This is a genomic window from Roseiflexus sp. (genome assembly GCF_057785375.1).
In genome coordinates this window covers 13431-40360 of sequence record NZ_JBYNRX010000018.1, presented here as the reverse complement: position 1 = coordinate 40360, position 26930 = coordinate 13431, and the positions used below count along the sequence as shown (strand labels likewise).

Annotated in this window: 26 protein-coding genes and 1 pseudogene; 9 read left to right on the top strand and 18 right to left on the bottom strand. The window is 60.2% G+C overall.

Annotation, left to right across the window (positions count from 1 at the left end; translation table 11 throughout):
- Positions 1-44: 44 nt before the first annotated feature.
- Complete coding sequence (locus AC3EA7_RS03315) at positions 45-800, bottom strand: polyprenol monophosphomannose synthase (protein ID WP_488612605.1); 756 nt, start codon at positions 798-800, stop codon at positions 45-47.
- Positions 801-928: 128 nt separating this feature from the next.
- Here AC3EA7_RS03315 and AC3EA7_RS03310 point away from each other — a divergent pair, with 128 nt between their 5' ends.
- A complete protein-coding gene (locus tag AC3EA7_RS03310; protein WP_488612604.1) occupies positions 929-2449 on the top strand; it encodes a hypothetical protein in 1521 nt (506 codons plus the stop codon).
- An 11-nt stretch (positions 2450-2460) separates the two neighbouring features.
- A complete protein-coding gene (locus AC3EA7_RS03305) occupies positions 2461-3972 on the top strand; it encodes a hypothetical protein (protein ID WP_488612603.1) in 1512 nt (503 codons plus the stop codon).
- Between the two features lie 5 nt (positions 3973-3977).
- Here AC3EA7_RS03305 and AC3EA7_RS03300 read toward each other — a convergent pair whose 3' ends face one another.
- The 12 genes and pseudogenes from AC3EA7_RS03300 to nusA form a co-directional block, all read right to left on the bottom strand.
- Positions 3978-5222 carry an ABC transporter permease gene (locus AC3EA7_RS03300; RefSeq protein ID WP_488612602.1) on the bottom strand — a complete coding sequence of 415 codons (1245 nt, stop codon included), beginning with the start codon at positions 5220-5222 and terminating at the stop codon, positions 3978-3980.
- Positions 5223-5346: 124 nt separating this feature from the next.
- Positions 5347-6302, bottom strand: a pseudogene (locus AC3EA7_RS03295) (AvaI/BsoBI family type II restriction endonuclease).
- Positions 6302-6856: a hypothetical protein gene (locus AC3EA7_RS03290; RefSeq protein ID WP_488612601.1), complete on the bottom strand. Its 555-nt coding sequence runs from the start codon at positions 6854-6856 to the stop codon at positions 6302-6304. The pseudogene AC3EA7_RS03295 and the gene AC3EA7_RS03290 overlap by 1 nt, the downstream one beginning before the upstream one ends.
- Positions 6853-7734: a DNA methyltransferase gene (locus AC3EA7_RS03285; protein ID WP_488612600.1), complete on the bottom strand. Its 882-nt coding sequence runs from the start codon at positions 7732-7734 to the stop codon at positions 6853-6855. Before AC3EA7_RS03285 ends, AC3EA7_RS03290 begins: the two co-directional genes overlap by 4 nt.
- Positions 7731-8666 (bottom strand): bifunctional riboflavin kinase/FAD synthetase, encoded by a 936-nt coding sequence (locus AC3EA7_RS03280; protein ID WP_488612599.1) that lies wholly within the window; start codon positions 8664-8666, stop codon positions 7731-7733. The genes AC3EA7_RS03285 and AC3EA7_RS03280 overlap by 4 nt, the downstream gene beginning before the upstream one ends.
- Positions 8663-9556 (bottom strand): tRNA pseudouridine(55) synthase TruB, encoded by an 894-nt coding sequence (truB, locus tag AC3EA7_RS03275; protein WP_488612598.1) that lies wholly within the window; start codon positions 9554-9556, stop codon positions 8663-8665. Before truB ends, AC3EA7_RS03280 begins: the two co-directional genes overlap by 4 nt.
- Before the next feature lie 281 nt (positions 9557-9837).
- A complete protein-coding gene (locus AC3EA7_RS03270) occupies positions 9838-10839 on the bottom strand; it encodes a DHH family phosphoesterase (protein WP_488612597.1) in 1002 nt (333 codons plus the stop codon).
- Positions 10836-11432 carry a class I SAM-dependent methyltransferase gene (locus AC3EA7_RS03265; protein ID WP_488612596.1) on the bottom strand — a complete coding sequence of 199 codons (597 nt, stop codon included), beginning with the start codon at positions 11430-11432 and terminating at the stop codon, positions 10836-10838. The genes AC3EA7_RS03270 and AC3EA7_RS03265 overlap by 4 nt, the downstream gene beginning before the upstream one ends.
- A gap of 39 nt (positions 11433-11471) precedes the next feature.
- Positions 11472-11864, bottom strand: a complete 393-nt coding sequence (gene rbfA / locus AC3EA7_RS03260; RefSeq protein WP_488612595.1) for a 30S ribosome-binding factor RbfA — start codon at positions 11862-11864, stop codon at positions 11472-11474.
- A complete protein-coding gene (infB, locus tag AC3EA7_RS03255) occupies positions 11861-14056 on the bottom strand; it encodes a translation initiation factor IF-2 (protein WP_488612594.1) in 2196 nt (731 codons plus the stop codon). Before infB ends, rbfA begins: the two co-directional genes overlap by 4 nt.
- 95 nt (positions 14057-14151) lie before the next feature.
- Entirely contained in the window at positions 14152-14487 is a 336-nt protein-coding gene (gene rnpM, locus AC3EA7_RS03250) for an RNase P modulator RnpM (RefSeq protein ID WP_488612593.1), read from the bottom strand.
- Positions 14488-14493: 6 nt separating this feature from the next.
- Positions 14494-15819, bottom strand: coding sequence for a transcription termination factor NusA (nusA, locus tag AC3EA7_RS03245; protein ID WP_488612592.1), 1326 nt, complete (start codon positions 15817-15819; stop codon positions 14494-14496).
- A 271-nt stretch (positions 15820-16090) separates the two neighbouring features.
- Between nusA and AC3EA7_RS03240 the strand changes: the two genes are divergently transcribed.
- Positions 16091-17608 carry a YifB family Mg chelatase-like AAA ATPase gene (locus AC3EA7_RS03240; RefSeq protein ID WP_488612591.1) on the top strand — a complete coding sequence of 506 codons (1518 nt, stop codon included), beginning with the start codon at positions 16091-16093 and terminating at the stop codon, positions 17606-17608.
- A 16-nt stretch (positions 17609-17624) separates the two neighbouring features.
- Here AC3EA7_RS03240 and AC3EA7_RS03235 read toward each other — a convergent pair whose 3' ends face one another.
- The 4 genes from AC3EA7_RS03235 to AC3EA7_RS03220 all read right to left on the bottom strand — a co-directional run bounded on the left by AC3EA7_RS03235 (position 17625) and on the right by AC3EA7_RS03220 (position 20653).
- On the bottom strand, positions 17625-18020 hold the full coding sequence (locus AC3EA7_RS03235) for a CPBP family glutamic-type intramembrane protease (RefSeq protein WP_488612590.1): 396 nt from the start codon (positions 18018-18020) through the stop codon (positions 17625-17627).
- Positions 17950-18309 (bottom strand): hypothetical protein, encoded by a 360-nt coding sequence (locus AC3EA7_RS03230; protein WP_488612589.1) that lies wholly within the window; start codon positions 18307-18309, stop codon positions 17950-17952. The genes AC3EA7_RS03235 and AC3EA7_RS03230 overlap by 71 nt, the downstream gene beginning before the upstream one ends.
- A 389-nt stretch (positions 18310-18698) precedes the next feature.
- Positions 18699-19670, bottom strand: coding sequence for an NAD(P)H-quinone oxidoreductase (locus tag AC3EA7_RS03225; RefSeq protein ID WP_488612588.1), 972 nt, complete (start codon positions 19668-19670; stop codon positions 18699-18701).
- Positions 19667-20653, bottom strand: a complete 987-nt coding sequence (locus AC3EA7_RS03220; protein WP_488612587.1) for a small ribosomal subunit Rsm22 family protein — start codon at positions 20651-20653, stop codon at positions 19667-19669. The genes AC3EA7_RS03225 and AC3EA7_RS03220 overlap by 4 nt, the downstream gene beginning before the upstream one ends.
- A 268-nt stretch (positions 20654-20921) precedes the next feature.
- Here AC3EA7_RS03220 and AC3EA7_RS03215 point away from each other — a divergent pair, with 268 nt between their 5' ends.
- From AC3EA7_RS03215 to AC3EA7_RS03190, 6 genes are all read left to right on the top strand, one after another.
- On the top strand, positions 20922-21359 hold the full coding sequence (locus AC3EA7_RS03215) for a hypothetical protein (protein WP_488612586.1): 438 nt from the start codon (positions 20922-20924) through the stop codon (positions 21357-21359).
- Between the two features lie 27 nt (positions 21360-21386).
- Complete coding sequence (locus AC3EA7_RS03210; protein ID WP_488612585.1) at positions 21387-22502, top strand: ABC transporter permease; 1116 nt, start codon at positions 21387-21389, stop codon at positions 22500-22502.
- Positions 22503-22519: 17 nt separating this feature from the next.
- Positions 22520-23671, top strand: a complete 1152-nt coding sequence (locus AC3EA7_RS03205) for an ABC transporter permease (RefSeq protein WP_488612615.1) — start codon at positions 22520-22522, stop codon at positions 23669-23671.
- A gap of 4 nt (positions 23672-23675) precedes the next feature.
- Positions 23676-23840: a hypothetical protein gene (locus tag AC3EA7_RS03200; protein WP_488612584.1), complete on the top strand. Its 165-nt coding sequence runs from the start codon at positions 23676-23678 to the stop codon at positions 23838-23840.
- A gap of 532 nt (positions 23841-24372) precedes the next feature.
- Positions 24373-25689, top strand: coding sequence for a sensor histidine kinase (locus AC3EA7_RS03195; RefSeq protein WP_488612583.1), 1317 nt, complete (start codon positions 24373-24375; stop codon positions 25687-25689).
- Positions 25664-26359 (top strand): response regulator, encoded by a 696-nt coding sequence (locus AC3EA7_RS03190; protein WP_488612582.1) that lies wholly within the window; start codon positions 25664-25666, stop codon positions 26357-26359. Before AC3EA7_RS03195 ends, AC3EA7_RS03190 begins: the two co-directional genes overlap by 26 nt.
- Here the strand turns inward: AC3EA7_RS03190 and AC3EA7_RS03185 are convergent.
- On the bottom strand, positions 26329-26892 hold the full coding sequence (locus tag AC3EA7_RS03185) for an ElyC/SanA/YdcF family protein (RefSeq protein ID WP_488612581.1): 564 nt from the start codon (positions 26890-26892) through the stop codon (positions 26329-26331). The genes AC3EA7_RS03190 and AC3EA7_RS03185 overlap by 31 nt on opposite strands.
- Between the last annotated feature and the right edge of the window lie 38 nt (positions 26893-26930).

The following is a 26930-nucleotide window of genomic DNA, read 5'->3' as shown; positions in this document are numbered from 1 at the left end:
CACGCGACCACCTCGTCTGACTGAAAGCCGCCCTGGTATGACACTCACAACTTGCGGAACCTGAGACGCCAGACATTGATCAGCGCCTCGAGCACAATACGCTTCGACATCTTCGAACGCCCAACCCGCCGGTCTGGAAAGATGATCGGCAGCTCGCCAATGCGAAAACCGGCGCGCAAGGTTCGGTATACCAGTTCGATCTGGAAGGCATAGCCATTCGATTGGATGTCGTCCAGGTTGATGGTTTCCAGAACGCGCCGCCGGTAGCAACGAAAGCCGCCGGTGGCATCCATGACCGGCAACCCCAAAATGGCACGGGCGTACAGGTTGCCGCCGCGACTGATCAGTTGCCGAATGATCCCCCAGTCGGTCGTGCCGCCGCCTGGAACGTAGCGTGAACCGAGCGCCAGGTCGTAGCGCGTTTCGGCAGCCGCCAGCAACTGCGGCAGATACGAGGGATCGTGGGAAAAGTCGGCGTCCATCTCGCAGATGAACGCGGCGCCTTCGTCAAGCGCGCGGCGGAACCCTGCGACGTAGGCGCTGCCCAACCCGCGCTTCTCCGGGCGGAGCAACAATCCGACGCGCGGTTCGTCGGCAGCCAGTTCGGCAACAACCGCAGCGGTGCCGTCGGGCGAGTTGTCGTCAACGACCAGCACCCGAAAGCGTGATCCCTCCAGAATGCGCTGGATGAGTTCGGCAATGTTCTCGCGCTCGTTGTAGGTGGGAATAACCACCGTACAATCAGCGAGCACGACATCTGAGGTTCTCTGTCGTCGTGTCGTTGGTTGCAGCAATGTCATGGCGTCTCCTTGTCGATGCACAGCGAACCAGAGCCAGCGCAGTTGCTCTGCCGACGCCAGTCTATTATACTCAGCATACTATGCGCGCTACGATCACAATCGCGGCGCAAGAGTGTAGCAAAATAGCAATGAATACGACTGATGCCGCAGTTCCTCGACCGACCGGTAGAGTGATCCTGCCCTCACTTGCTCACCTGTACGCCTTGATGCCGCTGGCGCTCGTCGCGGCGCTCATTGCACTCGCCCCTACCGACCCGCACGATTTCTGGTGGCATCTGCGGATCGGGCGGATTGTCGCTGAGTCTGGTGTGCCGCGCACGAATATGTTCGCCTGGACGGTTCCGCGCGATCAACCCTTCGTCTACGCTGCATGGCTCGGCGACTGGCTGTTCTATCAAACCTACCTGCTCGCCGGTTTGCAGGGTCCGGTACTGGCGCGCAACTTCCTGGGCACGCTCGCATTTGCACTGGTATTGCTCGATGCCCGTCGGCGCAGTGGCTCCTGGCGCCTGGCAGGTCTGGCAGTCTTTCTTGCCGGAGTAATGACGATCAACAATCTGACGACGCGACCACAGAACTGGGCATGGGCGCCGTTTATGGCGTATGTCACCATCCTCGGCGCCTACACGGCGCGGCAGGTCGGATGGCGCGCGCTCCTGGCACTTCCACCGCTGATGATTTTTTGGGTCAATGCTCACGGGTCGTTTGTGCTCGGTCTGGCGTTGCTCGCACTCTCGTGCGTCGGCGAAGGAGCACGGATACTATTGCGCCAGCCGGATGCACCCGCCCTGCGACGGCTGGCGGCGCTGGCGGCGACGGCAGGTGCGACTCTGGCAACAACGGTGGTAAACCCGATCGGCGTGGATATTTTCGGGTATGTGCTGAAATTGCTGACCGATCCGCCGAGTCAGGGGCTGGTGAACGAGTGGCAGCCGCCCACAGTGCGGAGTCTGGCAGGGCAGGCATTCTTTCTGGCAACACTGCTGCTGATAGCAGCGCTGGCGCTTGGTCGCCGCCGCCTGCACCTGACCGACACTCTTCTGCTGTGCGCTTTCCTCTGGCTGGCGTGGAGCGGGATGCGATATGTGGTCTGGTTCGGCATGCTGGTGATGCCGATGCTGGCGCAGTGCATGGCGCGTCCTGCGGCGCGTCCAACTCCGCAGCGCGGTGATCCGTTTGCGGGTGTTCTTGCGCTCACGCTGGTCGTTGGGGTGGCGGCGCTGCAACCGCCGTTCAAGCCGTTGCTTGCTCTGCCAGCGCCGTACCGGGCGCTGTTCGCTGATGTTCCCGGCGCACCGCTGCTCTACAGCGCCGACACGCCGGTCGGCGCTGCGGCATACCTGCGCGATCACTCTGGCGGACGGCTGTTCAACGACATGGCGTATGGCTCGTACCTGATCTGGACGCTTCCCGAACCAGAGGTGTTTGTCGATACGCGCGTCGAACTCTACCCACTCACCCTGTGGGAAGATTACCTTGCCATCGGCGAGGCGCGCAATTATGCAACATTGATGGAACGCTACGGCATCGAACGGACGTTGCTCAGTCGATCACGGCAGGCGCCGCTGGTTGCTGCGCTTGCCCGTGATCCCAACTGGATTGTTGAGTACGAAGATCGTTTCTCGATTGTGTATCGTCGTGAAAGGTGACGGGTCCGACCATGCCTTCGACTTCGACGCTGGAATCGGTTTCGGAACAACAGGCGCGCTTGCGCCCAACGCTCGATCAGGTCTATATCGCCACAGCACTCATGCTCATTGCATTGCGTCCGCTGCTGACCCCCATTCCACCACACGACTTCTGGTGGCATATGGCGAACGGGCGCATCATTGTCGAAAGCGGAACGATCCCGCAGGTTGACCTGTTCTCCTACACACGCGCTGGCGAGCCATTCTTCAACCAGGGATGGCTGGCGCAACTCCTGATGGCGTTGCTGCATCGGATCGGCGGCTTGCCGCTGATCATCGTCGTGCAGGCGCTGGTGCTGACGCTCGCGTATGGCATCCTGTTGCGCCTCTGCATCCTGCGCACCAACCGGGTGCGCTTGAGTGTCGCCATTCTGTTGCTGGCGACGCTGCCGCTCTCGTTCGATAACTGGACAGTGCGCCCACAAACGTATGTATTCCCGCTCTTCGCCGGGTATCTGACGGTATTGACCGAATATCGCCTCGGCATGGCGCGTCGTTTGTGGCTGTTGCCGATCCTCATGGCACTGTGGGTCAATATGCACGGCTCGTTTGTGTTGGGTTTTGCATTGATCGGTCTTGTGTTCACAGGCGAAGCGATCCGGCGCTGGCGTGAGCGAGGTTTATCTCCCGGCGTTATCGACACATCGCTCATTGGGTGGGGAGCGGCGGCGGCTCTTGCAACGCTGCTCAATCCGCGCGGCGTCGAGGTGCTCGGGTACGTGACGAATCTGATCGGCAGCAGCCAGGTGACCGAACTGGTCACCGAATGGTCGCCGCCGACCATCCGCGACATCAATGGCGCGATTTTCTTCCTGTTCGTCATTGTGACTGCGCTGGTGATGATCTACGCGCGCTCCAGACCCAACCCGACCGATCTCTTGTTATTCGGCGCGTTCCTGTGGCTGGCGCTCGGCGCCACGCGCAACATCGTCTGGCTGGGGTTCGTGGCGACGCCGCTCCTGGCGACGCAGGCGGCCACCTTGCTGCCGCCGCCGCCCCCCCGACGGTTTCAGGGCGTTCCAGCAATGAATGCTGCGCTCATCGGTCTGCTGGCGACTCTGTTGCTGATCGGCTCACCATGGGTCAAACCGGCGCTGCTGCCGCCGGAAGTCGGCGCGCTGCTGGCAAAAGGCACGCCGGTGGAGGCGACGCGGGCGCTTCAGAGCCTGCCGCAGCGCCCCCAGCGGCTGTTTCACGCGATGAGTTACGGGTCGTATCTGATCTGGGCAGCGCCGGAGCAGAAAGTCTTCATCGATCCGCGGATCGAGTTATACCCCTACGACCAGTGGCGTGACTACATTCTGCTCGGTCAGGGCGTCGATGTCGAGGCGCTGCTGGCGAAGTACGCCATCGACGGCATGATGCTGAGCGTCGAAGAACAGAAGCCTTTGCTGGAATATGTCCGCTCCCGCCCTGATCGATGGCGCGAGGCGTATGCGGATGAGGAGACGGTGGTGTTGGTAGCGTTGAACGTCCAACGTTGAACGTTTTACTCATACCGCAGCGCATCGATTGGGTTCAGGCGCGAGGCGCGAATAGCAGGATAGATGCCGAAGATCAACCCGACCGCAATAGAGGTCAGTGTGGCGAGTAGAATGGCATCGAGTTGCACGCGCGCCTCGGCGCCTTCCGCCACCCCTTGCAGCAGCGCCGTTCCCAGCGCCGAGAGCGCATAGCCAAGGGCAATGCCGAGCAGTCCGCCGAGCAGACTCAGCATCGTCGCCTCGATAACGAACTGAAACCGGATGTCGCGTCGCCGCGCGCCGACCGCCTTGCGCAGCCCGATTTCGCGGGTACGTTCAGTTACCGAGACGAGCATGATGTTCATAATGCCGATCCCGCCAACCAATAGCGAGATCGCCGCAATAGCGCCCAGAAATGCAGTCAAAGCGCCGGTGATCGTGCCAAACGAAGCGATCAGGTCCTGCTGCGTCACAATCGTAAAGTTGTTGTCCTGAAAGGTCAACCCGTTCCGACGGCGCAGCACGTCGGTCACCTGATCGATCACATCATCGATGCTGCGTTCATCAATCGCCTGGATGTAGACCACGCTCACATCGATCCGGCTCAAAGCGCCCGGCGGCGGCGGGAACAGGCGCGTCTGCGCCGTGGAGATCGGCACGAACACCAGATTGTCCTCGCTGGGACCGAAGTTGCCGCCACGCGGCGCCATTTCGCCGATCACCTCGAAGCTGACATCATTGATGCGAATCCGCTTCCCAATCGGGTCTTCGTCGGGGAAGAGCGACGTGCGCACATCGGCGCCAATGACCGCCACACGCGAGCGCAGATCGAGTTCGGTTTGATCGAAGAACCGACCGCTGGACACCCTGGCATTGCGCACCTGCGGATAGTTGGGCGTCACCCCGGCGACGCGCCCATCAAAACTGGCGCCAGAGTAGACGATCAGTGCGCCACGGGTCAACTGCGGCGTCACGGCGGCGGCGGCCGGAACGTTGAGCGAATCGGCGAGCGCCGCAACATCCTCATTCGTCAGGCGCGGCGGCACGCGCCGGTTCTGTTCAGGGTCATTGGTTCCGGGGAACACAAAAACCAGGTTCGATCCCAACCCCTGCAATTCGCGCGTCACCAGCGTTTGGATCGCGCCGCCGAGCGCAAGAAGGGTAATCACCGCACCGACGCCGATAATAATGCCGAGCATCGTGAGCGCCGAACGCAGTTTATTGGCAGACAGGCTGTTCAGGGCGATGCGAATGGTTTCAACAAGACTCATGGGCGATGTCTGACTGATAGAAAGCGGAGCGCCTCACCTTTTGGACGACTCACACAAAGGCACGAAGGCACGGAGAGAGCATAACAGTAGCGTTGTGGGTCAGGCTTTTTGCCTTTGATAGGGCTTATAGCGCGCACAACCACATCGAAATGGATGTGACCTGATCATCTTTATTGAGATTAGCCGCATTGGTCAGCAGCCCCTGTTGTAATTGATCCCAAATCTCGCCAGCCATTTTCTTTTCAATCGCCGCCCCTATAAAGAAAGTATACGGAGCATGGCTTGTCTTTGCAAATGCCTCACGAATACGATCAAGCGCTGCTCGTGCCGTTTTCCAGTGCTCATCTGCGCCTGCGAGATCGATGCCGCCCTTAAGTTCACCCAAAGCGACGTAGGAATCGGCAGATTTATACTCCGTATTTTGAAGCGCATCAGGGTCAAGATTGAACAAACACATATCCACGTTGTTCCCCATCAAAGGTACGAGAAGATTGTAGATCGGATTGCGCGACTGACCATTGTTTTCCCAATTCAATCCACTTAATGACAATTCAATATCCAGGTCATTAGCATTCATATCAATCCACTGCTTCGTCTTTGAATACCGCCATTTATAACTGATGCCAGCAATTCGCAGCGCTGCTATGATGGCCCGGGTCAGTTTCCTCTGCGCCAGGACGCCGCCGATGTTCCGCATTGAACCGCCAAGCGTGTCACCGCGCGTCAGTAGAAACCGGAACACCAGTTCTTCAACGAACTTCTCGCCCGCTGGCTCAAGAAAATTTTCGATAAGACCATGAATAGCCATTCGCTTATCTTCTGATTGGAGATGAACCAGAGCCTTATCAGATACGCCCGCTGCTGCGAGGAGACCCGCTTCTATGCCAGGGAGAGTGCGCAGGTCAGCAGGCGTTCTGGCTTGTGATGCAGCCGCCTGCAATGCTCGCGCTTCGGCAACATAAGCGTTGCACGACGATTCTTTTCAAGCGCGAGGGCTACAAACCCTGCACGTGTCGCCTCGTAGCTTGTGACGAGATCATCACTGGAAGCAAGATGACGTTGATAAGGAGGGAAGGACATCATATCTTTCTCCAAACGTAAATGCATTTACGCAACTCTTCACGTCCGTGCTCACCCATCTGTTGACTGCTATTTCCTTTGCCGCCTGGCAAAACAAGGATGCTTTCCGTATGAAAGCCCAACTTCTCGGCAATGTCAGAAAGGATCATATCTACTGAAATACTTGCACCCGCATAGCGAACGTTATCGTTGATCATAAATAACATCGCATTAGGTTTCAAAATCCGTGCACATTCTGCAATGATGCACGCCATTTCATAAAAATAACCTCTAACCATTCTGGGAATACCATTGTTGTTCGAAAGACCTGCCGTTTTCTGATCCTCGAGATACTTTAGAATAGATTGTAATAGTTCTTGCTCTTCTGCAGCAGATAGCGCCGTTATCCATGTCGGATTAATACTTAACAGGTCTTTTGCCCGATTCTCTACCGTGCAACTGAGCATCTCCTGTCGAAGTTTCGATAGCCTTTGCTCACTGATACCCAGCAACGCCAGTTTCAATGCATATGTGCGTGTGTAATCATAGCGATTACAGTAAGGAGGAGAGGTCATAATAACGTCGTAGACGCCATCCGGCAATTCGGGCAATATTCGAAGACAAGAGCCATCATACAATCGAATCTCCCCCTTCCTCTTTTCGGCGAAAAAAAGCTTTTTTGATAAACAGGAGCAGCATCTGCTATAATTTCGTTTATCTTACCACAAATTGCCTGATCAAACCCAGGAACGACACCTTTATCGAAAATCTTTTTGCCTTGTGTGCGACCGGATCGATAGTCCCAACGAAGATATTGACCATCCTTTCGAGTGAAACTGATCGACTCCAGAACGCAGAGTAAAGCGAAGCGTAGAACAGTCTGAACTCTGCTATTCTCTTGCTGCAGGGCGCCAACATACCTTTCGATAGCTTCTTTCGTTTTTTCAGAGTAAGCCCCCCTTGTAATCCGAAACTCTGGCAGGGCAATCCGCACTTCCGACATATTCCAAACCTTCTCTTCCGCCCAGTAGCGCAGTCTTTCAAAGTCTTCGGGCGTAAACTCTATGTCAAGGATTTGTTTGGTTACAATGATTTCTTGCCCGATGGGAAGTAATTCAATACCATCTGCGTCCAGTCCCAGCGAACTCGCTACAAACAAAGTCGTGCCGCTGCCTGCAAATGGATCAAGGACTCTTCCCTGGACGATACCATAGTGAGAAAACAAATACTCAACCAGAGAAGCTGAGAATGCCTCCTTGAACTTATACCATCGATACACAGGTCTGGTTTTATTCGCCTGAAAACTGACAAGAAGACGAGAAAGCGATGGTTGAACGACAAACTTACTTTTGAAGCGTTGGAAGAGTTGATGATCGAGGCGACTTATGTCGCTCAGACTCACATAGTGTTTACTGATGAGCGTATGAGGAACGTTGACCGGACTCAGCATCATTGTCCTCCCTCATGTTCCTCCAGCCACGCGCGCGCAGCAGCGACGTCGCAGGTGATCTGCGCCACCAGCGCCGCAATGCCGTCGAACTTTTGCTCGCCGCGCAGCCGATGCAGAAACATCAGCCGCAACTCTTCGCCGTAGACTTCGCCGCTGAAGTCAAGCAGGTACGCCTCAACCGTCCGTCGTGTTCCATCGAATGTCGGGCGCACGCCGACGTTGGCCACTGCTCCATAGGTGACGCCGTTGAGCACGGCGCGGCAGACATACACGCCGTGTGATGGCAGCATGCGGCGCGGATCAACATTGATGTTGGCAGTCGGAAAGCCAATCGTGCGCCCGCGCCGGTCGCCCTCGACAATGGGACCGCGTAGACCGTAGGGGTAGCCCAGCAGCCGGTTCGCGGCCACAATATCACCGGCATTCAGCGCAGCGCGAATGCGCGTTGAACTGACAACTTCGCCGTTGAGCAGAAACGGCTCGACGCGATGCACCGTGTAACCCAACGTCTGACCGATGGCTGCCAGGCGATTGGCGTTCCCCTCACGTCCGCGTCCCAGGGTGAAGTCCCAACCGATACAGAGTTCGCGGAGTGCCAGTGCGCCGCAGATACGCGCCATGAACTCGTGTGCCGTGAGCGCCATCAACTCGGTGGTGAACGGTATGACAATCATCAGATCGACGCCAAGAGCGGCGATCAACTCTGCGCGCTCGGTAATCGTCGTCAGGGTAGGACGTTCATTGCCCGGACGCACGACGACATCCGGGTGCGGATCAAAGGTCAGCACTGCCGCCTGTCGTCCAAAGGCGCGCGCGCGCTGCACCGTTGCGCTGATCAGATGGGCATGCCCGCGATGGACGCCATCGAAAGCGCCAATTGTGAGCACCGTCGGCAATTCGTTGATCGGCTGCGGGAGACCGTGAACAATCTTCATGCATCAGTCCAATCGAATACTTTTATCGGGCGCCAATGACTGCCATCATACCGCAACAACGCCAGCAATGCACCATCGGGAGCGTGCGCACGCGCCTGTGATGGCGCATCAGCCGGAGCAGGAATCGCGAGACCGTGCCGGATCCGGCGGGCCTGCTCTTCATCGAGGCGCAGGGCATGCCAGTCTGCAACCGCAATCTCTGGCGGCAAGAGCCGCCGACGCAGCGCCTCGTGCACGTCGGCAGGCGCCTCCTCTTCCAGCACATCGAGCGGTATCGCGTCTTCGACACGAAAGGCGCCCACCGCCGTGCGCCGGAGCGCTGTGAGATGCGCGCCGCATCCCAGCGCTACACCCAGATCCCGTGCCAGTGCGCGAATGTATGTGCCACTGCTGCATACCACATCGAGCGTCAGCAGAGGCGAATTATATTCAACTACTTCGAGTCGCTCGATATGCACCTGGCGCGGTGGCATTTCGACCGTCACCCCGGCGCGCGCCAGTTCATACAGGCGACGCCCCTGGTAGTGCAGCGCCGCGTACATCGGCGGCGTTTGCCAGGTTATCCCCCGCAACGGCGCCAGCGCCTGCTCGATGATTGCGGCATCGAGCGGCGGGACCGGCTGCCGTGCGATGATCTCACCATCGGCATCGTCGGTTGTGGTCGTCACTCCCAGGCATACCGTCGCCAGGTAGCGTTTGAGCGTCCGGTGCTGCACATACTCAACCAACCGCGTCACTCCGCCGAGCGCAACCACCAGCACCCCGGTCGCTGCCGGGTCGAGCGTTCCAGCATGCCCAATGCGTCGTTGCCGGCTCAACCGCCGGATCCGTGCCACGACATCGTGCGAGGTCATGCCGGATGGCTTGTCGATGTTGAGAAAACCATGCATGAGTCCACTGCACAAAGGCTTCACCACCAAGGACGCGAAGCGCACGAAGGGGAAGAACCATGAAGCGCATGTCCTTTGTGTCCCTTTGTGCCCTTCGTGGTTTCGTGGTTAATACGGAACCGATGCGGTCCATGCTATGAGTCCACTGCACAAAGGCTTCACCACCAAGGACACGAAGCGCACGAAGGGGAAGAACCATGAAGCGCATGTCCTTTGTGTCCCTTTGTGCCCTTTGTGGTTACAGCTTTTTGCAGTGAAGTCATGCATGGCAGGCATTCGGCTCACAACGCGTTGGACGCTGCTAATTCCTTGAGCAAAGGAACGACGACCATCGCAGCTTCGGCGGGCGTCATCGGCAGATTGGCGCCAGCCGCCTGCGCGTGCCCGCCGCCGCCCCAGCGTTGCGCAATCGCTGCCACATTCAGCGGCGTCCGCGCCCGCAGGCTTATCTTCGTTGTGCCGTCGGAGCGCTCCTTGAACAAGGCCATCACCCGCGCCTCGCCGATCCGTTGCAACACCCGTATCACCTCGTCCGCCGCTTCTTCTTCAGCGCCGGTTTCCTCAAACATACGCTTCTCAACCGTTGTCCAGACAACGCCGTGTTCGCAACGGAGACCGGCGAGTGCACGCCCCATCAACGCCGCGCTGCTCGCAGGCAGCCCATAGTACACCGCGCGCACAATCTGCGCATGGTCGGCATCGGCTTCGAGGAGCGCCGCAGCCGCGCGCAGCGACGCCGGACGGGTGGCATTTGTTTGAAAACTCTGCGTATCGGTGGTCAACCCAAGCAACAGGCAGGTGGCAATCGCGTTGGTGATCGGCGCCCCCATCGCGCAAAACAGGCGATAGAGCAGATCGCACGTCGATGCCGAGTCGGGATCGACCAGATTGAGGGTGGCGCCGCCATCATTCGTCACGTGATGATCGATGACGACAACAGGCAATGTCGCCAGGGTCGCCGCGTGCTCATCGTAGATCGGACCGATACGAGTCAGGTGGGCGGTATCGACCAGGATGGCGAGATCGGCAGGCGGCAGCGCCATACCCGACTGATAGAGCACAATCTGATCGGCGCCGGGGAGCCAGCCGGCATAGCCTGGAATAGGCGGCGTCAGGATCGCCGTGCGTTGCTTGCCCAGCGCGCCAAGTACGTGCCAGACTGCGAGGGAAGCGCCGACCGCATCGCCATCGGGGTTGATATGAGTCAGAATGAGAATATGCTGCGCAGCGGCGATCCGTTCAGCAAGCGGCGCTGCAAAGAGGGCGGGATCATTGAAGATCATGCAGGCGTCCTGTGAAGATGATACACCGTATGTCCGGCACGTTTTTTGACTTCCTTCATACGCAGCTGATGGCGGCGTCCCAGCGCCGGGATCAGGCGATTGAGACCGCTGACGACCACAAACCAGTACTCGCCGCCGGGTCGGAGGTGGTCCAGCGGCTCAAGGATGAACTCACGTTCGATTGCCTCATCGCCGATTTTTGCCGGGATGTTGGAGACGATCAGATCGAAAGGAAGATCCGGAACGTGCTCGAATCCGACGCTCCCAATCACCTCGACGTTCGGCGTCTGATTGAGTGCGGCATTGTAGCGCGCATAGCGCACCGCCAGCAAATCGCGATCAACGAGAATGACGCGCGCCTGTGGAAACCAGCTCGCCAGGACGATCCCGATCACGCCGCAACCGCATCCCAGGTCGAGGATCGTCTGCGGCGGTTGCGGTGTGATGGTGCGCAGGAACAGATCGGTCCCCTCATCGACCTGGTACGACGAAAAGAGCGTATGCGCCACATCGAACACGAACGTTCGACCACGGCAGGCATAGGAAATCCGCTTCTTATAATAGACATCGACAGGGGACGCGACCGTCGTCATTTCACACCAGTCTCTCGCGGCAAACCATTGCGTCAGCCACTACTCCACCGATTGATCATCTTCGGGTTGGTTTGGCTGAGAACCGGCGCGCTCAGCGGCAGCGCGCCTGAGCACTTCATCGATATGCAGACTGTAATCGACCGACGTATCGAGGATCAGTCGCAATTCCGGAACGAAGCGCAGGTAATTCAACTCTTCGGCGAGGCGACGGCGCAGGAATCCTTTTGCGCGTTCGAGCGCCGCCATCGTCTCCCGACGTTCCTCCGGCGTTCCCATAACCGAGATCCGCACCCGCGCGATCTGCAGGTCGGCGGTCACTTCGACGCCGACGACCGTTGCGAAGCCAATCCGAGGGTCTTTCAGTTCATACTGAATGATCTCCCCCAGAATACGCTGAATCTCGTGCCCGAGTTGTTCGGTGCGCTTGCTCATACAGTGCGTTCCACCCGCTCCCTGCGATAGAACTCCATCGTATCGCCGGTCGTAATGTCGTTGAACCCTTCGACAATCAGGCCACACTCATATCCCGACTGAACTTCGCGAACATCGTCTTTGAAGCGTTTCAGGCTGGCGATCTTGCCATCGTGAATGACGACGCCGTTGCGCAGCACACGCACATTGTACTGGCGTGTAATCTTACCCTCGGTCACATACAACCCGGCCACAATCTCACGGGTCGGCAGGCGGAAGGTATTGCGCACCTCGGCGAACCCTTCGGTCACCTCGCGATACTCCGGTTCCAGCATGCCGATCATCGCCTTTTTGATATCTTCGGTCAACTGGTAAATAATGCTGTAGAATCGGATATCGACGCCATACTGCTCGGCCTGCCGGCGCGCTGCCGGGTCGGGGCGAGCATTGAACCCGATGATAATCGCGTGCGATGCAATCGCAAGGTTGACATCGCTCTCGGTAATCGTGCCGGTGCCACGATGGATAATCCTGATCTGCACCTCATCGGTATTGAGCTGGCTCAGCGCGTGTTCGATCGCGCCAATCGATCCCTGCACATCCGCCTTCAGGATGATGTTCAGTTCCTTGATCTTTCCCTGCTGGATCGAACTGAACAATCCATCGAGGCTCACGCCGCGCGTATTTGCCATTGCCTCGATGCGCTGCTTACGCTGCCGTTGCAGTGCAATCTCGCGCGCAACGGTCAGGTCTGGCATCACCTGCAGAATATCGCCCGCCTGTGGCACATCATTCAATCCCAGAATAACCACCGGCGTGGCCGGTTCGGCAAAGCGCAGGCGTTTCCCGGCATCGTTGAACATCGTGCGGATCGTACCGGTCGTCCCTCCGACCAGCACATTATCCTCGAGGCGCAGGGTGCCGTTCTGCACGAGCACCGTCGCCACCGGACCGCGCGTGCGATCCATTTCGGCTTCGACGATCGTGCCTACTGCGGGCGCATTCGGATTCGCCTTGTACTCATTGAGATCGGCGACGAGCAGAATAATTTCGAGCAATCCGTCGATATTCTTCTTCAGTTTGGCGGAAACCTCGACCGATGGCACATCGCCGCCGAACTGCTCGACGATCACCCCTGCATTGGCGAGTTGTTGACGCACGCGATCCGGGTTGGCATTCGGCGCATCGATCTTATTGATTGCCACGATCATGGGCACATTGGCCGCTTTCACGTGTGAGATCGCCTCGAGGGTTTGCGGCATCACACCATCATCGGCAGCCACCACCAGCACGACGATGTCGGTCACCTGCGCACCACGCGCGCGCATTGCCGTGAACGCCTCGTGGCCAGGCGTGTCGAGAAAGGTGATCTTCCGTCCGTGCAATTCGACCTGATACGCGCCAATGTGCTGAGTAATGCCGCCCGCCTCGCTCTCTGCCACGCGGGTCGAACGGATCGCGTCAAGCAGTTTCGTCTTTCCGTGGTCGACGTGCCCCATAATCGTAACGACCGGCGGGCGCGGCTTCAGATCCTTTGGATCCTGCGCCGCGAGCACATCACGGATATTCTCGACGACCCCCTCCAGTTGTGGCGGCACATATTCAACGGTTTCGATGCCAAAATCAGCAGCGATGACCGCTGCGGTTTCATAGTCGATCTGTTGATTGATATTGGCGACCACACCCGCCTTCAGCAGCGCCTTCAAGATTTCGGAAGCGCCAACGCCGGTCGCTTCCGAAAACTCACGCACCGTCATAGAGACCGGCAACGCGATCGGTCCTTTTGGTCGCACCGGAACGCGCACTGTCGTGGTTGGGCGCGTTAACGTACTCGAAGCGCGTGCAGTTGTTGCGCTCGCGCTGCGCCCGCTGCGATTGCTGCGCCCCCCTTCATTTTCGACCACACTTTCTTCGCGCCGGCGTCCATCACCGCCACGACCGCTGCCACGCCCACCGCCGGAACCGCCCGAACCGCGTCCGCCACCCGAACCACCCGAACCGCGTCCGCCGCCTGGACTGCCTGGACCGCGTCCACCGCCCGGACCGCCCGGACCACGCCCGCTGCCTGGACCGCCCGGACCACGCCCGCTGCCTGGACTGCCCGGACCACGCCCGCCGCCGGAACCGCCCGGACCACGCCCGCCACCAGCGACCTGGCTGTAATCATGCGCATCAACGGCGCTCTGACGCCCAAAAACATCCATACTATTCATCGTTGTTCCTCCTTGCTACAGGCCAGGTTCGCGGTTGACGCGCGCTATCGTTTCTGCAATGCTTCGCTCTGATGCTGGCGGAGGAAGCAACCGGACTATTCCGCCGCCATCGACGGCGGCAACGTTCGCGCGTATGCTTCAAGCGCTGCAATGTCATCTGGATGCAACGCATCGATTCGCAGCGCACGCTCCAGAGCACGACGTCGAAGCGCCTGATCCCAGCACGCCGGATCGGTACACAGATAGGCGCCGCGCCCATTCCGTTTCCCGGTCGGATCGATATGCACGCGGCCATCGGCGTCACGCACCAGGCGAATCAACGTGCGTTTCGCATCGGTACGGCGACATGCGACGCATGTGCGCTGCGGCACATGCTTCGGACGCGGTCCCTTCTGCTTTTTTCTGGTCGTCTGCGTCACAGCGTCACCCATGCCGCGCTACTCCTCGCCTTCGACCTCGTCATCCTCATCGTCAACAAGCATGTACGACGCCACCAGGCGATCGCCGCGATAGATGTACAGTTTTTGCGGCGTTGCGCGTAGTTGCACCGTTTCGCCGACGAGGTCATCGCCAAGCGGACCGTAGCGATGCTTCCGGTACACGATCGTCCCATCGGCGTACACTTTGCGCGTCTCGACCTTTGCGGTCGCCAGCGCTGCCTCGGTCGCCAGCGCTTCCGCCTCGGCTGCGTCCCGCGCTTCCGCTGCGGCGCGCTCCTCATCGAGCAGCGCCGACGCGCTCTTGATATCGATCCGCCAGCCGGTCAGCTTTGCTGCCAGGCGCACATTCTGCCCCTCTTTGCCGATCGCCAGCGACAGTTGCTTATCCGGCACGATAACCGTTGCAGCGTGCTCATCGTCGCGCAACTGCACCTCGACGACCTGTGCCGGCGAGAGCGCATTGGCGATGAACTCTTTTGGATTCGATGACCACTGCACGACATCGATCTTTTCGCCATTTAGTTCGTTGACGATGTTCTGGATGCGAATGCCGCGCATCCCAACGCACGAACCGACTGGATCAATGCCCTCCTGCCGCGCTGCGACCGCCACCTTGGTGCGGATGCCCGGCTCACGCGCAATCGACTTGATCTCGACGGTGCCATTATAAATCTCCGGCACCTCCATCTCGAACAGGCGCGTGATCAGATTTTTGTGCGCACGCGATGCGATCAGTTTCGGACCGCGGTCCTCGCGCCGGATTTCCATCAGGTAGACCTTCAGGCGCTGCCCGTGGTAGTAGCGATCGGTTTCGACCTGCTCCTTCGGCGGCAGAATGGCTTCGGCTTTGCCCATTTCGAGAATGACATTGCCCTTCGCCATGCGCTGCACGGTCGCCGTGACCAGTTCACCCTCACGGTCCATGTACTCGCCATAGATGTGTTCGCGCTCAACTTCCTTGATCCCCTGAAGGATGACCTGTTTCGCCGTTTGCGCCGCGATCCGACCGAAATCTTTGGGCGTGGTCTCGACCACGACCGACTCGCCCAGTTCAACATCGGGCTTGATCCTGCGGGCGCTCTCCAGATCGATCTCAAAGCGCTCGTCGAAGACATCGTCAACGACCTGCTTTTCGGAGTAGACGCGCGCCGTACCGGTAATCGGGTCCAGTTTGACCGAGATCTCCATCGGCGGCGGGCTCGGTCCGAGCGTCCGGCGATACGCTGTCGCCAGCGCCTTTTCCATGACTTCGACAATGGCTTCCTTGGGAATGCCGCGCTCGGAAGCAATCTGTGAGATTGCTGCATAAAAATCGCTTTTCATTGTATCCTCAGCGTCGTGCTTGCGCAGCCGCTCAACCGCCCGATGATCACGCTAACAATAAGAAAAGTGGGGGACGCCCACTTTTCCACACAACCGCGAACTCGTGGCTTATAGTATACCATTTTCGCACCACAGACGCAAACTGTTGCGCGACAGGCACACAGAATCGCCCGCCTCACAGGATATTCTTCCTGTCAGCAACCCCTGACCCGACTCTGGCGCGGCGCCCGAACGGTATCCCTGTAGAGTCGTGGCAGACGGGAGGCGTGGCATGCTGGCGAAAGTTTATAGCAGCGCCGTGATCGGTCTCGAAGGCGTACTGGTCGAGGTCGAGGTCGATATTGCGCAAGGATTGCCGGGTTTTACCATCGTCGGCCTTGGAGACACCGCAGTGCAGGAGAGCCGGGAGCGGGTGCGCGCCGCCGTGCGCAACTGCGGCTGTTCGTTCCCGATGAAGCGGATTACGGTCAATCTGGCGCCAGCCGACCTGCGGAAAGCCGGTCCTGCCTATGACCTGCCCATTGCGATTGGTCTGTTGTTGGCATCGGAACAGGTGCAGGGCGATGTCTACGATGCGGTATTCATCGGCGAACTGGGACTCGACGGCGCGGTGCGCCACACGGATGGCGTGTTGCCGATGGTCGCCATCGCCAAGGAACAGGGCATCCGGCGCGTCTTCGTACCGCAAGAAGATGCCGCTGAGGCGGCGCTGGTCAGCGGGATCACCATCATTCCAGTGCAGCGCCTCAATGACCTGACGGCGCACCTGAGCGACGCGAAGACATTGCCGGCGTATGTGGGAACTCCTATCGACGCGGCGCCAACGCCGGTCTACCCGGTCGACTTCAGCGTTGTACGCGGGCAGGAGCACGTCAAGCGCGCCCTGGAAATCGCCGCCGCCGGCGGTCATCACGTGCTGATGACCGGCAGCCCCGGCTCCGGCAAGACGCTCATGGCGCGCGCGCTCATCTCGATCCTGCCGCCGCTGACGATGAGCGAGGCGATTGAGGTGACAAAAATCTACAGCGTCGCCGGACAGTTGCCAAAGGATACCCCGCTGATCCAGCAGCGCCCATTCTGTGCGCCGCACCACACCACCTCGCTGGCGGGGCTGGTCGGCGGCGGCGGGGTGCGGGTCAAGCCTGGCATGATTTCGCTGGCGCACCGCGGTATCCTGTTCCTCGACGAACTTCCGGAGTTTGGCAGCAAACTCGATGTACTCCGCCAGCCGCTCGAAGATCGCGTCATCACACTGAGCCGCGCCGTCGGGAGCATTACCTACCCGGCATCGTTCATGTTGATCGCCGCACAGAACCCCTGTGTGTGCGGATGGTATGGCGACCCGGAGCGCCAGTGCACCTGCACGGCAGCGGCGGTTGCGCGGTATCAGCGTCGGGTCAGCGGACCGGTGCTCGACCGGTTCGACATGTTTGTGTATGCGCCGCGCGTTCCCTTCGACAAACTGAACACCCTGACCCCTGGCGAGGAGTCAGCGGCGATCCGCGAGCGGGTGATTGCCGCGCGACAGATCCAGGAGCGCCGGTTTCGCGGCACACGGCTGCTCACCAACAGTGATATGGGTCCGGCGGAGATCCATCAGCACTGTCAGCTCAACAGCAACGGTCAACTCATTATGCACAACGCCATGCGCCAGCACGACCTCTCGGCGCGCGAGTATCACCGGACTCTCAAACTGGCGCGCACCATCGCCGATCTCGCCGGTTCCGAACAGATTACAGCGCAGCATCTGGGAGAAGCGTTACAGTACCGCTTGCAGCCGGTAGAATAAATGCTTATGGCAGCGATCAGCCTGTATGTAACGCTGCCGCAACCATGATGAGAAAGGTCGCCACGAACCAGTGGATCAGAAAGGGCCAGACGAACGATCGGGTGCGCCATGTCACCCAACCAAAGCCAAAGCCGCCGATAATGGTGAAGAACGTCTCCAATTCCGGCTTGCCGATATGCGCCATCACAAATGGCACAGACTGGAGCCATAACGCTTCGGGACCAAACCGCCGCGCATAAGCGAACAGAATCCATCCACGAAACAGAAACTCCCAGCCGATCAAATCGAGAAACGTCGTCCACGGCAGACCCGCCGTCATATCCCGGTAGTATGCATTGAGTTCAGGATCGCGCTGCCCAAAGACGTACAGGATCGGCGCCATGATCGCTGCGCCCAGTATTGTCAGAACCATGCCCGCTTTCCAGTCGCCGAGGGTAAACCCATACCAACGCGGATGCTCGCGGAAGATGACGATGATCACCAACAGCGGAATAATCAGGTAAGAGGATGACGCGATCCCAGTACTTGAAGGGGGTTATGCTCCGATAATCGTCGAAGACGAGCAAGATCAGGCTGATCACGGTGACCGCAACCATCTTCCAGTCGAACACAAGCCGTTCACCGATCAGCCATTCGATAAGGGACGCGCGTCGCATTGGCGCTTGTTGCTCAATGTGCGCCTGATGAGGTTCGTTGCTCACACGCCGCCGCCTGTGTGTCATATGTCGCGCCTCCGGGTTCTGCGAGCGGTCGCTGTCTGGCGGGCAGGGAAGCGTCGGCATCGTCCGGCGACCGGTTTGCAAGGCTGCACCCCTGGTGGTTGGCGGTCTTTGGGAACATCAACCATACCTCCGGCATACCTGCGCCGCTGGGTCGCGCGTCCTCGGAGCTGCGGGCTAATGAACATTAAAGCATTAAATCCGGTATGCAGGCTGGCGAATGAATTTGCGCCTGTGGGGCCTCCGGCCGGCCACCCGCCTGCGCGGGCGGGAGAGCGTCGGCGCAGGCCGACGCCCGGCGCGCACGCGCCCCAAGGCGCGGTTTCAACCGCCAGCCAGAGCATGCCGATTGTATGAAGTTCACGCCGCAATCAATCGACCCGCAGCACAAGTTTTCCGGCGTTGCGGTTCGCTTCCATCGCCCGATGCGCCTCGGCGGCATCGCACAGCGGATAGATCGTGTCGATGACCGGACGCAGTTCGCCGCGCGCCAATCGGTCGTGTGCAAATGCAACGAAATCGGCGGTGAGGGCGATCTTCTGCGGCAACGGTGTGCGTCGCAGGGTTGTGCCGGTCACGCGCAACCGCTTCGCCAGAATCGGACCCAGATCGATCGACCCTGCCGACCCTCCCAGGAACCCGATCAACTGCAACCGTCCATCGAGCGCCAGCGCAGCGGTGTTCTGCTGCCAGTAGGGTGCGCCGACAAAATCGAGGATCAGATCGACGCCGCGACCGTCGGTCGCTTCGAGCGCCCGCGTCGCAAACGACTCTTCACGGTAGTTGATCGCCAGTTCTGCGCCGAGTTCACGGCAGAGCGCCAGTTTCTCCGCCGAACCGGCGGTGGTGAAGACGCGCGCGCCGGCGACCCGCGCCAGTTGAATCGCTGCCGTGCCGACGCCGCTGGCGCCGGCATGAATGAGCACCGTCTCGCCTGCCTGCAACATCCCAAGCGTGAACAGGTTGAGAAAAGCGGTCAGGAATGCCTCCGGGATCGCCGCCGCCTCTTCAAACGACAGGTTCTCCGGTATGCGCATCGCCATGCCAGCCGGTATGACCGCCAGTTCGGCATATCCGCCGCCGGTCGTGACTGCCATCACCCGGTCGCCGATACGCCATTGACCGCCAGGAGTCAGGACTTCGCCGGCCAGTTCCAGCCCCAGGATCGGCGATGCCCCTGGCGGCGGCGCATAGGCGCCGCGCCGCTGCAACAGATCGGCGCGGTTGACCGCTGTGGCGTGCACCCGCACCAGGAGTTCGTCGGGACCAGGCGCCGGATCGGGCGCGTCGCCGTACCGCAAAACATCAGGACTGCCTGGAGTGTCGAACAGGATGGCTTTCATGGTTGCTCCTCGAGTGTCTGTCCCCATTCAAGATGTTTGACCCGTTTGAAGGCGTCACGCTCGCGTTTGAGCGCGCGATGCCACACAATACCGTCACGTGATGAGATCAGAACTTCCGCGTATGCTTTATTGAACGTTGGTTCGCGAATAACCCGCCCCCAGACAGAACGTTCAGGCTGAAAGCGGGCAAGCGCGGCATAACTGTACTTGGCGTCTTCCCACGGCGACGGCGCACCGCGCGCACGCCGCTGAAACTCGGGGCGGCGCAGCCGTTGCGGAAAGTGGCACCAGTCGTCGCTGAGCGGGCAGGGGCGGTCGTGAGTGCATGGCGCAATCGTGGCTGCGCCTGCGGCGAGCAGCAGGTCGCGCGCGCTGCGCACCACGGCAAACCCGGCAGGCGTGCCCGGTTCGACGATCAGGAGCAAACCGCGGGTGATGCGCCAGGCGGTTGCCACAATCGCGCTGCGATCCTCCGGCGATATTTCGCCAAGCACGTGGCCAAGCACGACCAGATCAAACCGCATGCCATGGTCCACGGGGGCTTGCAGGGTGCGTTGCACCCAGCGCGCGTTCCACAGCGCCGGGTTCGCGCTCGCGCGCGCAAAATCGCGCCCAAGGGCAATCAACGCCGGCTCGCGTTCCCAGGCAGTCAGATCACGGAGCGACGGCCAGCACACCGTGGCTGCCCACAGCGCCGTTCCGGGTCCGCTCCCCATATCGAGCATGGTTTCCGGCGCCCACGACGGAACGCGCGCAGCGGCGGCTTGCATTGCGCCGTACAGTTGCGCATAGGTGGCCGGCATCAGGAGGGCGGCATACCCCAGGGCGTCGAGGCGGGTCTGTATGATCGGCGCTTCCCCCGTGTCATCGACGGCGCGGTACTGCTCGCTCAACATCCGCGCCGCATTCATCCAGCGCGTTGCGGGGATATGTTCCAGCGCCTGTGCGATAGCGCCGCGCAACTCGACGGGAATCGCGATCATACGCGGGTCAGGCGGCAAACGTTCAATCATAGGCAATGGCGATGCTCATCGGTGTGCATATTCACGGACTGACATGGTCACAGGATGCGCCAGAACACCTCCTCATTGTATCACCGAACCGACGCCTCATCCGAAGGTCATACGCCATTCGGCGGAACTGTTGCGCAGGAATGATCATCCAGCAATTCCGCCTTTCGTGACTGTTGTGCTGCGTCACCATGCGCTAGTGTAGAACCAGTGACCGCTACGATTTCCAAGGAGGAGCATCATGATAGCGCAACGCAACCGATCGTTTCCCTGGGGCGCCGTGATCTGGTCGAGCATCCTGATCGTCATTATTCCATTGGGCGCTGCGCTCGCCATGAGCGTCGGCTACGGTCTTGTCATCGGTTTCCAGACACGCGGCGATCCAGAAGCCATCAATGCCGCCATCACTGCACTTGCCGGCGCTGCCTGGTATCAGGCATTGCCAAAGGTGCTGCTGGCAACCGTGGCATTCTGGCGCGGCGCGCGTCTGGCGCGCCTTGTCACGCCGGCCACGCCGGCAGTGGTGAGCGCGGTTGTCCTGGCGTTCATTCTGCTGATTGTGCTGGTCATCACGCTCTTCAACGCGCCGCTCAGCGGCGAACAGATGATATCGTTCGCCGTCGATGCGATTGTGATGCTGGCGTGCAGTCTGGTTGGGGCGCGGGTAGCGCAGCGATAGGCGGGCAATCCGGAAGAGAGGGAGACCGTGATTGGAGCACGCTGGCAAAAGGTGATTCGTGATCTGTGGCGCTACAAGGTGCGCACCCTGCTCGTTGTGCTGTCGATTGCCGCTGGCGTCAGCGGGATTGGCACAGTCGCACATATGTTCACCATCATGTCGCGCGACCTGGTACAGAGTTACGCCGAGGTTCGTCCGGCGAGCGCAGTGGTGTACACCGATGACGCCTTCGACGACGAGATAGTGCGCGCCGTGCGTCGCCTGCCTGGAGTCGCCGAAGCCGAAGGGCGTCGGAGCCTGACGCTGCGCTTCCGCACTGCTGCACATCGCCCATGGCAATTGATCGAGATCTTCGTTCTGCCCGACGATGGCGAAACGCGGGTGAGCAAAGTGCGCCCCGAGATCGTGTTCGAACCCGATCCGGCCTCCTGGCCTCCTGGCGCATGGCCCCCGCCACGTCGCACGGTTGTGCTCGAGCGTACCTCACTGCTGGTCGGTTACCTGGGTCTGGCGCAGGCGCGTCTGAATGACACCATCACGGTCGAGACCGCCGACGGACGGATACGCACGATGCGCCTGTCAGGGCTGGCTTACGATTTTTCCCGCATGCCGGCGACATTCACCGGACGCGCTTATGGATATGTTAACCGTGAGACGCTGGAGTGGCTCGGCGGCGCACCCGGCTACAATGAACTCTATCTGCTGACCGATCATCCAGCCGATGCAGCGTACAACCAGCGTATCGCGGATCAGGTTCGCACACACGTCGAGCGCGCCGGCGTGCGGGTGATGCGGGTCGATGTGGCGCGACCAGGAGAATTGCCGCTCCAAAACTATTTTCAGGCGATCACGATTGTGCTTGGCGCCCTCGGCATACTGGCGCTCTTTCTGAGCGTTCTGCTCGTCACGAACACCATCACAGCGCTGCTGCTGCAACAGACACGACAGATCGGCGTAATGAAGGCGATGGGGCGCGTCCCGGTCAGATCGTGGGCGTCTATGCCGTATACGCGCTTGCATTCGGAATACTGGCGCTACCGCCGGCGCTGCTGGCATCACGGTTCGCCACCGAGGCATTCGTCAGCTTCCTTTCCTATTTCCTCAATTTCAAACTGGGCACGTTCACAACCCCTATCGGTGTGATTGTGCTCCACGTTGGTATGGCGCTGCTGGCGCCACTTCTGGCATCGCTCGCACCGGTGCTGAGCACAGCGCGGCTGACCGTGCGCGAAGCGATTGCCGGGCAACGCGAGGAGCGGCGCCGAAACAGCGTTCCACCACTGGCGACTGTGCGCGAAGCGACGGCGACATCCTGGCTGATTGCGCTCATCCCATCACCGGTGATCCTCTCGTTGCGCAATGCACTCCGGCGGCGGGGACGTCTGGCGCTGACGTTGATGACGCTGACACTGGCGACGGCAATTGTGGTTTCAGTGCTGAGCGTGCGTCGTTCGCTCTTTGAAACGTTCGAAATCATTCTGGCAACCTCCCGACACGACGTGCAGGTGACGCTGGTTCGTCCGTATCGTGTCGCACAGATCGAACACCTTGTGCGGCAGACGCCTGGCGTGACGGCGGTTGAAAGCTGGGGCAACGCGCTGGCATACCGCCTGCGACCCGATGGCAGCGAAGGACCGGCGATCGGCATCATTGCTCCGCCGATTGAAAGCGCACTCTTTACGCCGGAGATAGTTGAAGGGCGCTGGCTGCTGCCCGGCGACGCCCACGCACTGGTCATCAACGCCGATGTGCGACGTTTCGAGCCGGACCAGCGCGTCGGGCAGGGCGTTGTGCTGAAGATCGGGAACCGCGAGACAGCGTGGCAGATCGTTGGCGTCACCCGCGGGCTGCTCGGCGTGCCCTTCATGTACGCCAGCCAGCCATATCTGGCGCAGATCACCGGCGCCTTCGGGCAAACGCGCGAGATCCGGGTGGCTGCCGGCGCGCACGATCCAGACGCCCAACAGCAGGTAGCGACCGCATTGAGGGAGACGCTGGAAAACGCGGGGGTGAGCGTCGCGGTGGCGCAAACACGCGCCGACGAACGCGAACAGGCGGCCACATTGATCAATATTATCGTTTCATTCCTGCTCGCGATGGCGGTGCTGCTGGCAGCCATCGGCGGGTTAGGATTAACCGGCACACTGAGCCTGAATATTATCGAGCGCACCCGTGAAATTGGGGTCATGCGCGCAATTGGCGCATCGAATGATGCGTTGTACCGCATTGTTGTCGGCGAAGGCATAGCGCAGCCTGGCGAGCGCTCTGATCGGGACGGTGCTTGCCCTGCCGCTTGGCTATCTGTTGAGTAATGCTGTGGGACTGGCATTTTTGCAGATTCCATTGCTTTATCACTTCGCGCTGGACGGCGCCGCAATCTGGCTGGTGGCGGCGATAGGAATCGGCATTGGTGCGAGTCTCCTGCCGGCGCGCGCGGCGATCGGCTTGACGGTGCGCGACACGCTGGCGTATGATGGGTAATAGGGTGCACAGGTTGAAGGTGGGAAGGTTGAAGACGCCCCCGACCCTTGAGGTCTTTGCCGGGGATCGCGGGCTGTGACGGAACCTCACCGGCGGAATGGTTCTCGACACAAGGGCGGATGTCTTATGGGAAGATCAACCAGACATTGAACACTCTTGCCCGCGTTGACCAGCTCGCGGTTGGCATTGGCTTCGACCGGCTCAACCTGCGTTGGCTGAGCCGGTCGAAACCAACGCCAACCACAGGTGCAGGCGCGATTATCCAGGTTTTGTTTGATCTCCCTATCAGACAAGCCCTCACGTCGCATCGCCTGTGCGAGGCATCAGGCCGACCAGACTTCCTCTTCTTTCTTGCACCCCCCGCTTACGGGGGGATGGAGGGCGCGGGAGAAGAGCGTGGGGGACTAAGAGGGAAACAGGCATTGGAATGCGGAACAGGCATGTAATGCGCCTCTGTGTCCTCTGTGTCTCTGTGGTTTAAGCGGCAGGTGCGAAGGGTGTACGGCGGCAGACGGGAAAGAGCAGAGTTGCCATGGCGCCCCGGAACCGGAAACTCAGAACCACAGCCTTCAGCGCGCTCTGCGACGCAGTGCGCACATGGTGGCGCGCAACGCTTCCCAGCCGCACGATGATCATCGCGGTCGTCATGATCGTCGGCGCGCTGATCGCCGCTGTGACCGCACAACCTGATACGCCGCTCTGGCAGCAAGGGGCAGTCGTCGGCGCGCTGAGCATTCTGCTGGCGCTCAATCTGATCCCATCGTCGTCGGATGACCGTCCCCATGCGACTCCGCTGGGCAATGTCGCAATCCACCTGATCATCGCAAGCGCCCTCTACTTCATTGCGCTCGGTATGAGCAGCGGACCGGCGAGCACGGTCATTGCGACGCTCCTGTTTCTGCTGGTTGGTCAGGCGACATGGGGATTGCCCCTGGCGGCGGCGCTCGTCTATGCTGGCGGGATGGCGTCTGGCGTCTGCGCGATGATCGCCGTTCAGGTCGGCCTGGAAGCGGCGCTGCAAAGTGCTGCAAGCCTTGGTTTCGGCATTGTGTTCGTCGTCATGTTCGTCCAGATTTCCCAGCGGTACGAACAACAGACAGAGCAGGCGGAGTCGCAGCGTGCGCGCGCCGAGGAGTTGCTGGCGCAGTTGCAGGCAAGCCACAACGAACTGCGCGCGGCGCGCGAACGCGAGTTGAGAGTGGCGGCAATCGAAGAGCGGGTGCGCCTGGCGCGTGATATCCACGACGGACTTGGTCACTATCTCACCATCCTGAATGTCCAGTTGCAGGCGGCAGCGCGCCTGCTCCAGCGCGATCCAGAACGCGCCGCCGCCGTGATCGCCACGTGCCGCGAAGTGGCGCAGACAGCGCTCGACGAGGTGCGGCGCAGCGTCGCTGCCATGCAACCGTCGCCGCTCGACGGTCATTCACTCGATGTGGCGATTGAGCGTCTCATTGACGACTTCCGCACCTCGACCACCACCGACGCGCGCTTTGAGCAGTCGGGTGATCTGCCGGCGCTGCCGCAAACCCTGGCAATGACCCTGTACCGCGCCGTGCAGGAAGGGTTGACCAACGCCCGCAAGCATGGCAATGCCTCACAGATCATCGTCACACTGATATGCCAGCCGAAGACGGTGCATCTGATGATCCGCGACAATGGACAACCGATTAATGGCGCTCACGAGGGCAATGGTTTCGGGTTGACCGGTTTGCGCGAGCGGATCGAACGGCTGGGTGGTGCGTTGGACGCCGGTCTGCATCCCGATGGCGGTTTCCTGCTCGATATTGTTGCACCCGTGGCGATCACGAACGAGGTGGGTCATGATCCGGGTGTTGCTGGTCGATGATCAAACCCTGATCCGTCAGGGCATTGCCATGCTGCTGGAACTCGAACCGGACCCGGAGGTCGTCGGCGCCGTCGGCGACGGGCGCGCCGCAATCGAGGCGGTCGAACGGCTGCACCCCAATGTGGTGCTGATGGACGTTCGCATGCCGGGAATGGACGGCGTGACTGCCACACGCGAGTTGAATCGCCGCTTTCCCGATGTCGGCGTGATCATTCTGACGACCTTCGACGATGATGAGTATATATTCGAGGGGTTGAAAGCCGGCGCGCGCGGCTATCTGCTGAAGGACATCAGCAGCGAGGAGATGGCGGAAGCGGTGCGCACGGTTGCGCGCGGCGAAGCGCTCATTCAGCCGAGTATTGCGCGCAAGGTCGTGGCAGAGTTCTCACGCCTGGCAGTTGGTTCACCGCCGGCGCCGGAACGTATGGCGCCAAAATCGCCAAATGCGCTCACCGAACGCGAACTCGATGTGTTGAAAGCGCTCGCACGCGGCATGTCGAACAAAGAAATCGCTGCGGCGCTCGTCATTACCGAAGGCACCGTCAAGACGCACATCTCGAATATTCTGGCGAAACTCGACGTGCGGGATCGGACGCAGGCGGTGTTGAAGGCGCAGCAGTTGCGGTTGTTGGATGAGGGTTATGTTCCCACAAATATATACTTCAGATAACGCCAGGTCCCGCCTGCCACAGCATACGGATTCTCAACAACCGAAACGCCGCCGGCAGACGATCCGTAAGCAGTCAGCCCCTCGTCACGCGCGACCTTGAGGGCAGTGAGCATCGCCGGCGGCTCAGCCACAACGACAACCGACGAGAAGCCCTGCGCGCGTGCCACGTTGGCCGCAGAGCGTATGCCTCCAACCAGTGACTCGCTCGTTTCGTCAGCAAACAATGCCTGTGGCGGCAATCCCTGTTCGATCAGATACCGGCGAGCCAGCGTTCGAAACATGACATTCCCAGTCAGGATAACACGGCTGACCATCCCGCGGCGGTAGAGATTGACCGCGCGATCACACTGCGCTTTTTGTTCGGATGTGAGCGCACTGTCAAACGCCTCGCCGGGCACGAGTGCAGCGTCAGCCGGGCGCGCCTCGTCTCGTCCGCTCTGCACGACCACCATGGCTGCCGTGAACGCCACGATCAGGAGCGCGCTCGTAAGCACAGTTGCGATTCCGCGGCCAAGCACGATGAGAATGCGCATTTCGTGACCGTCACCTCGCTCCCAGGATGTTGGTATAA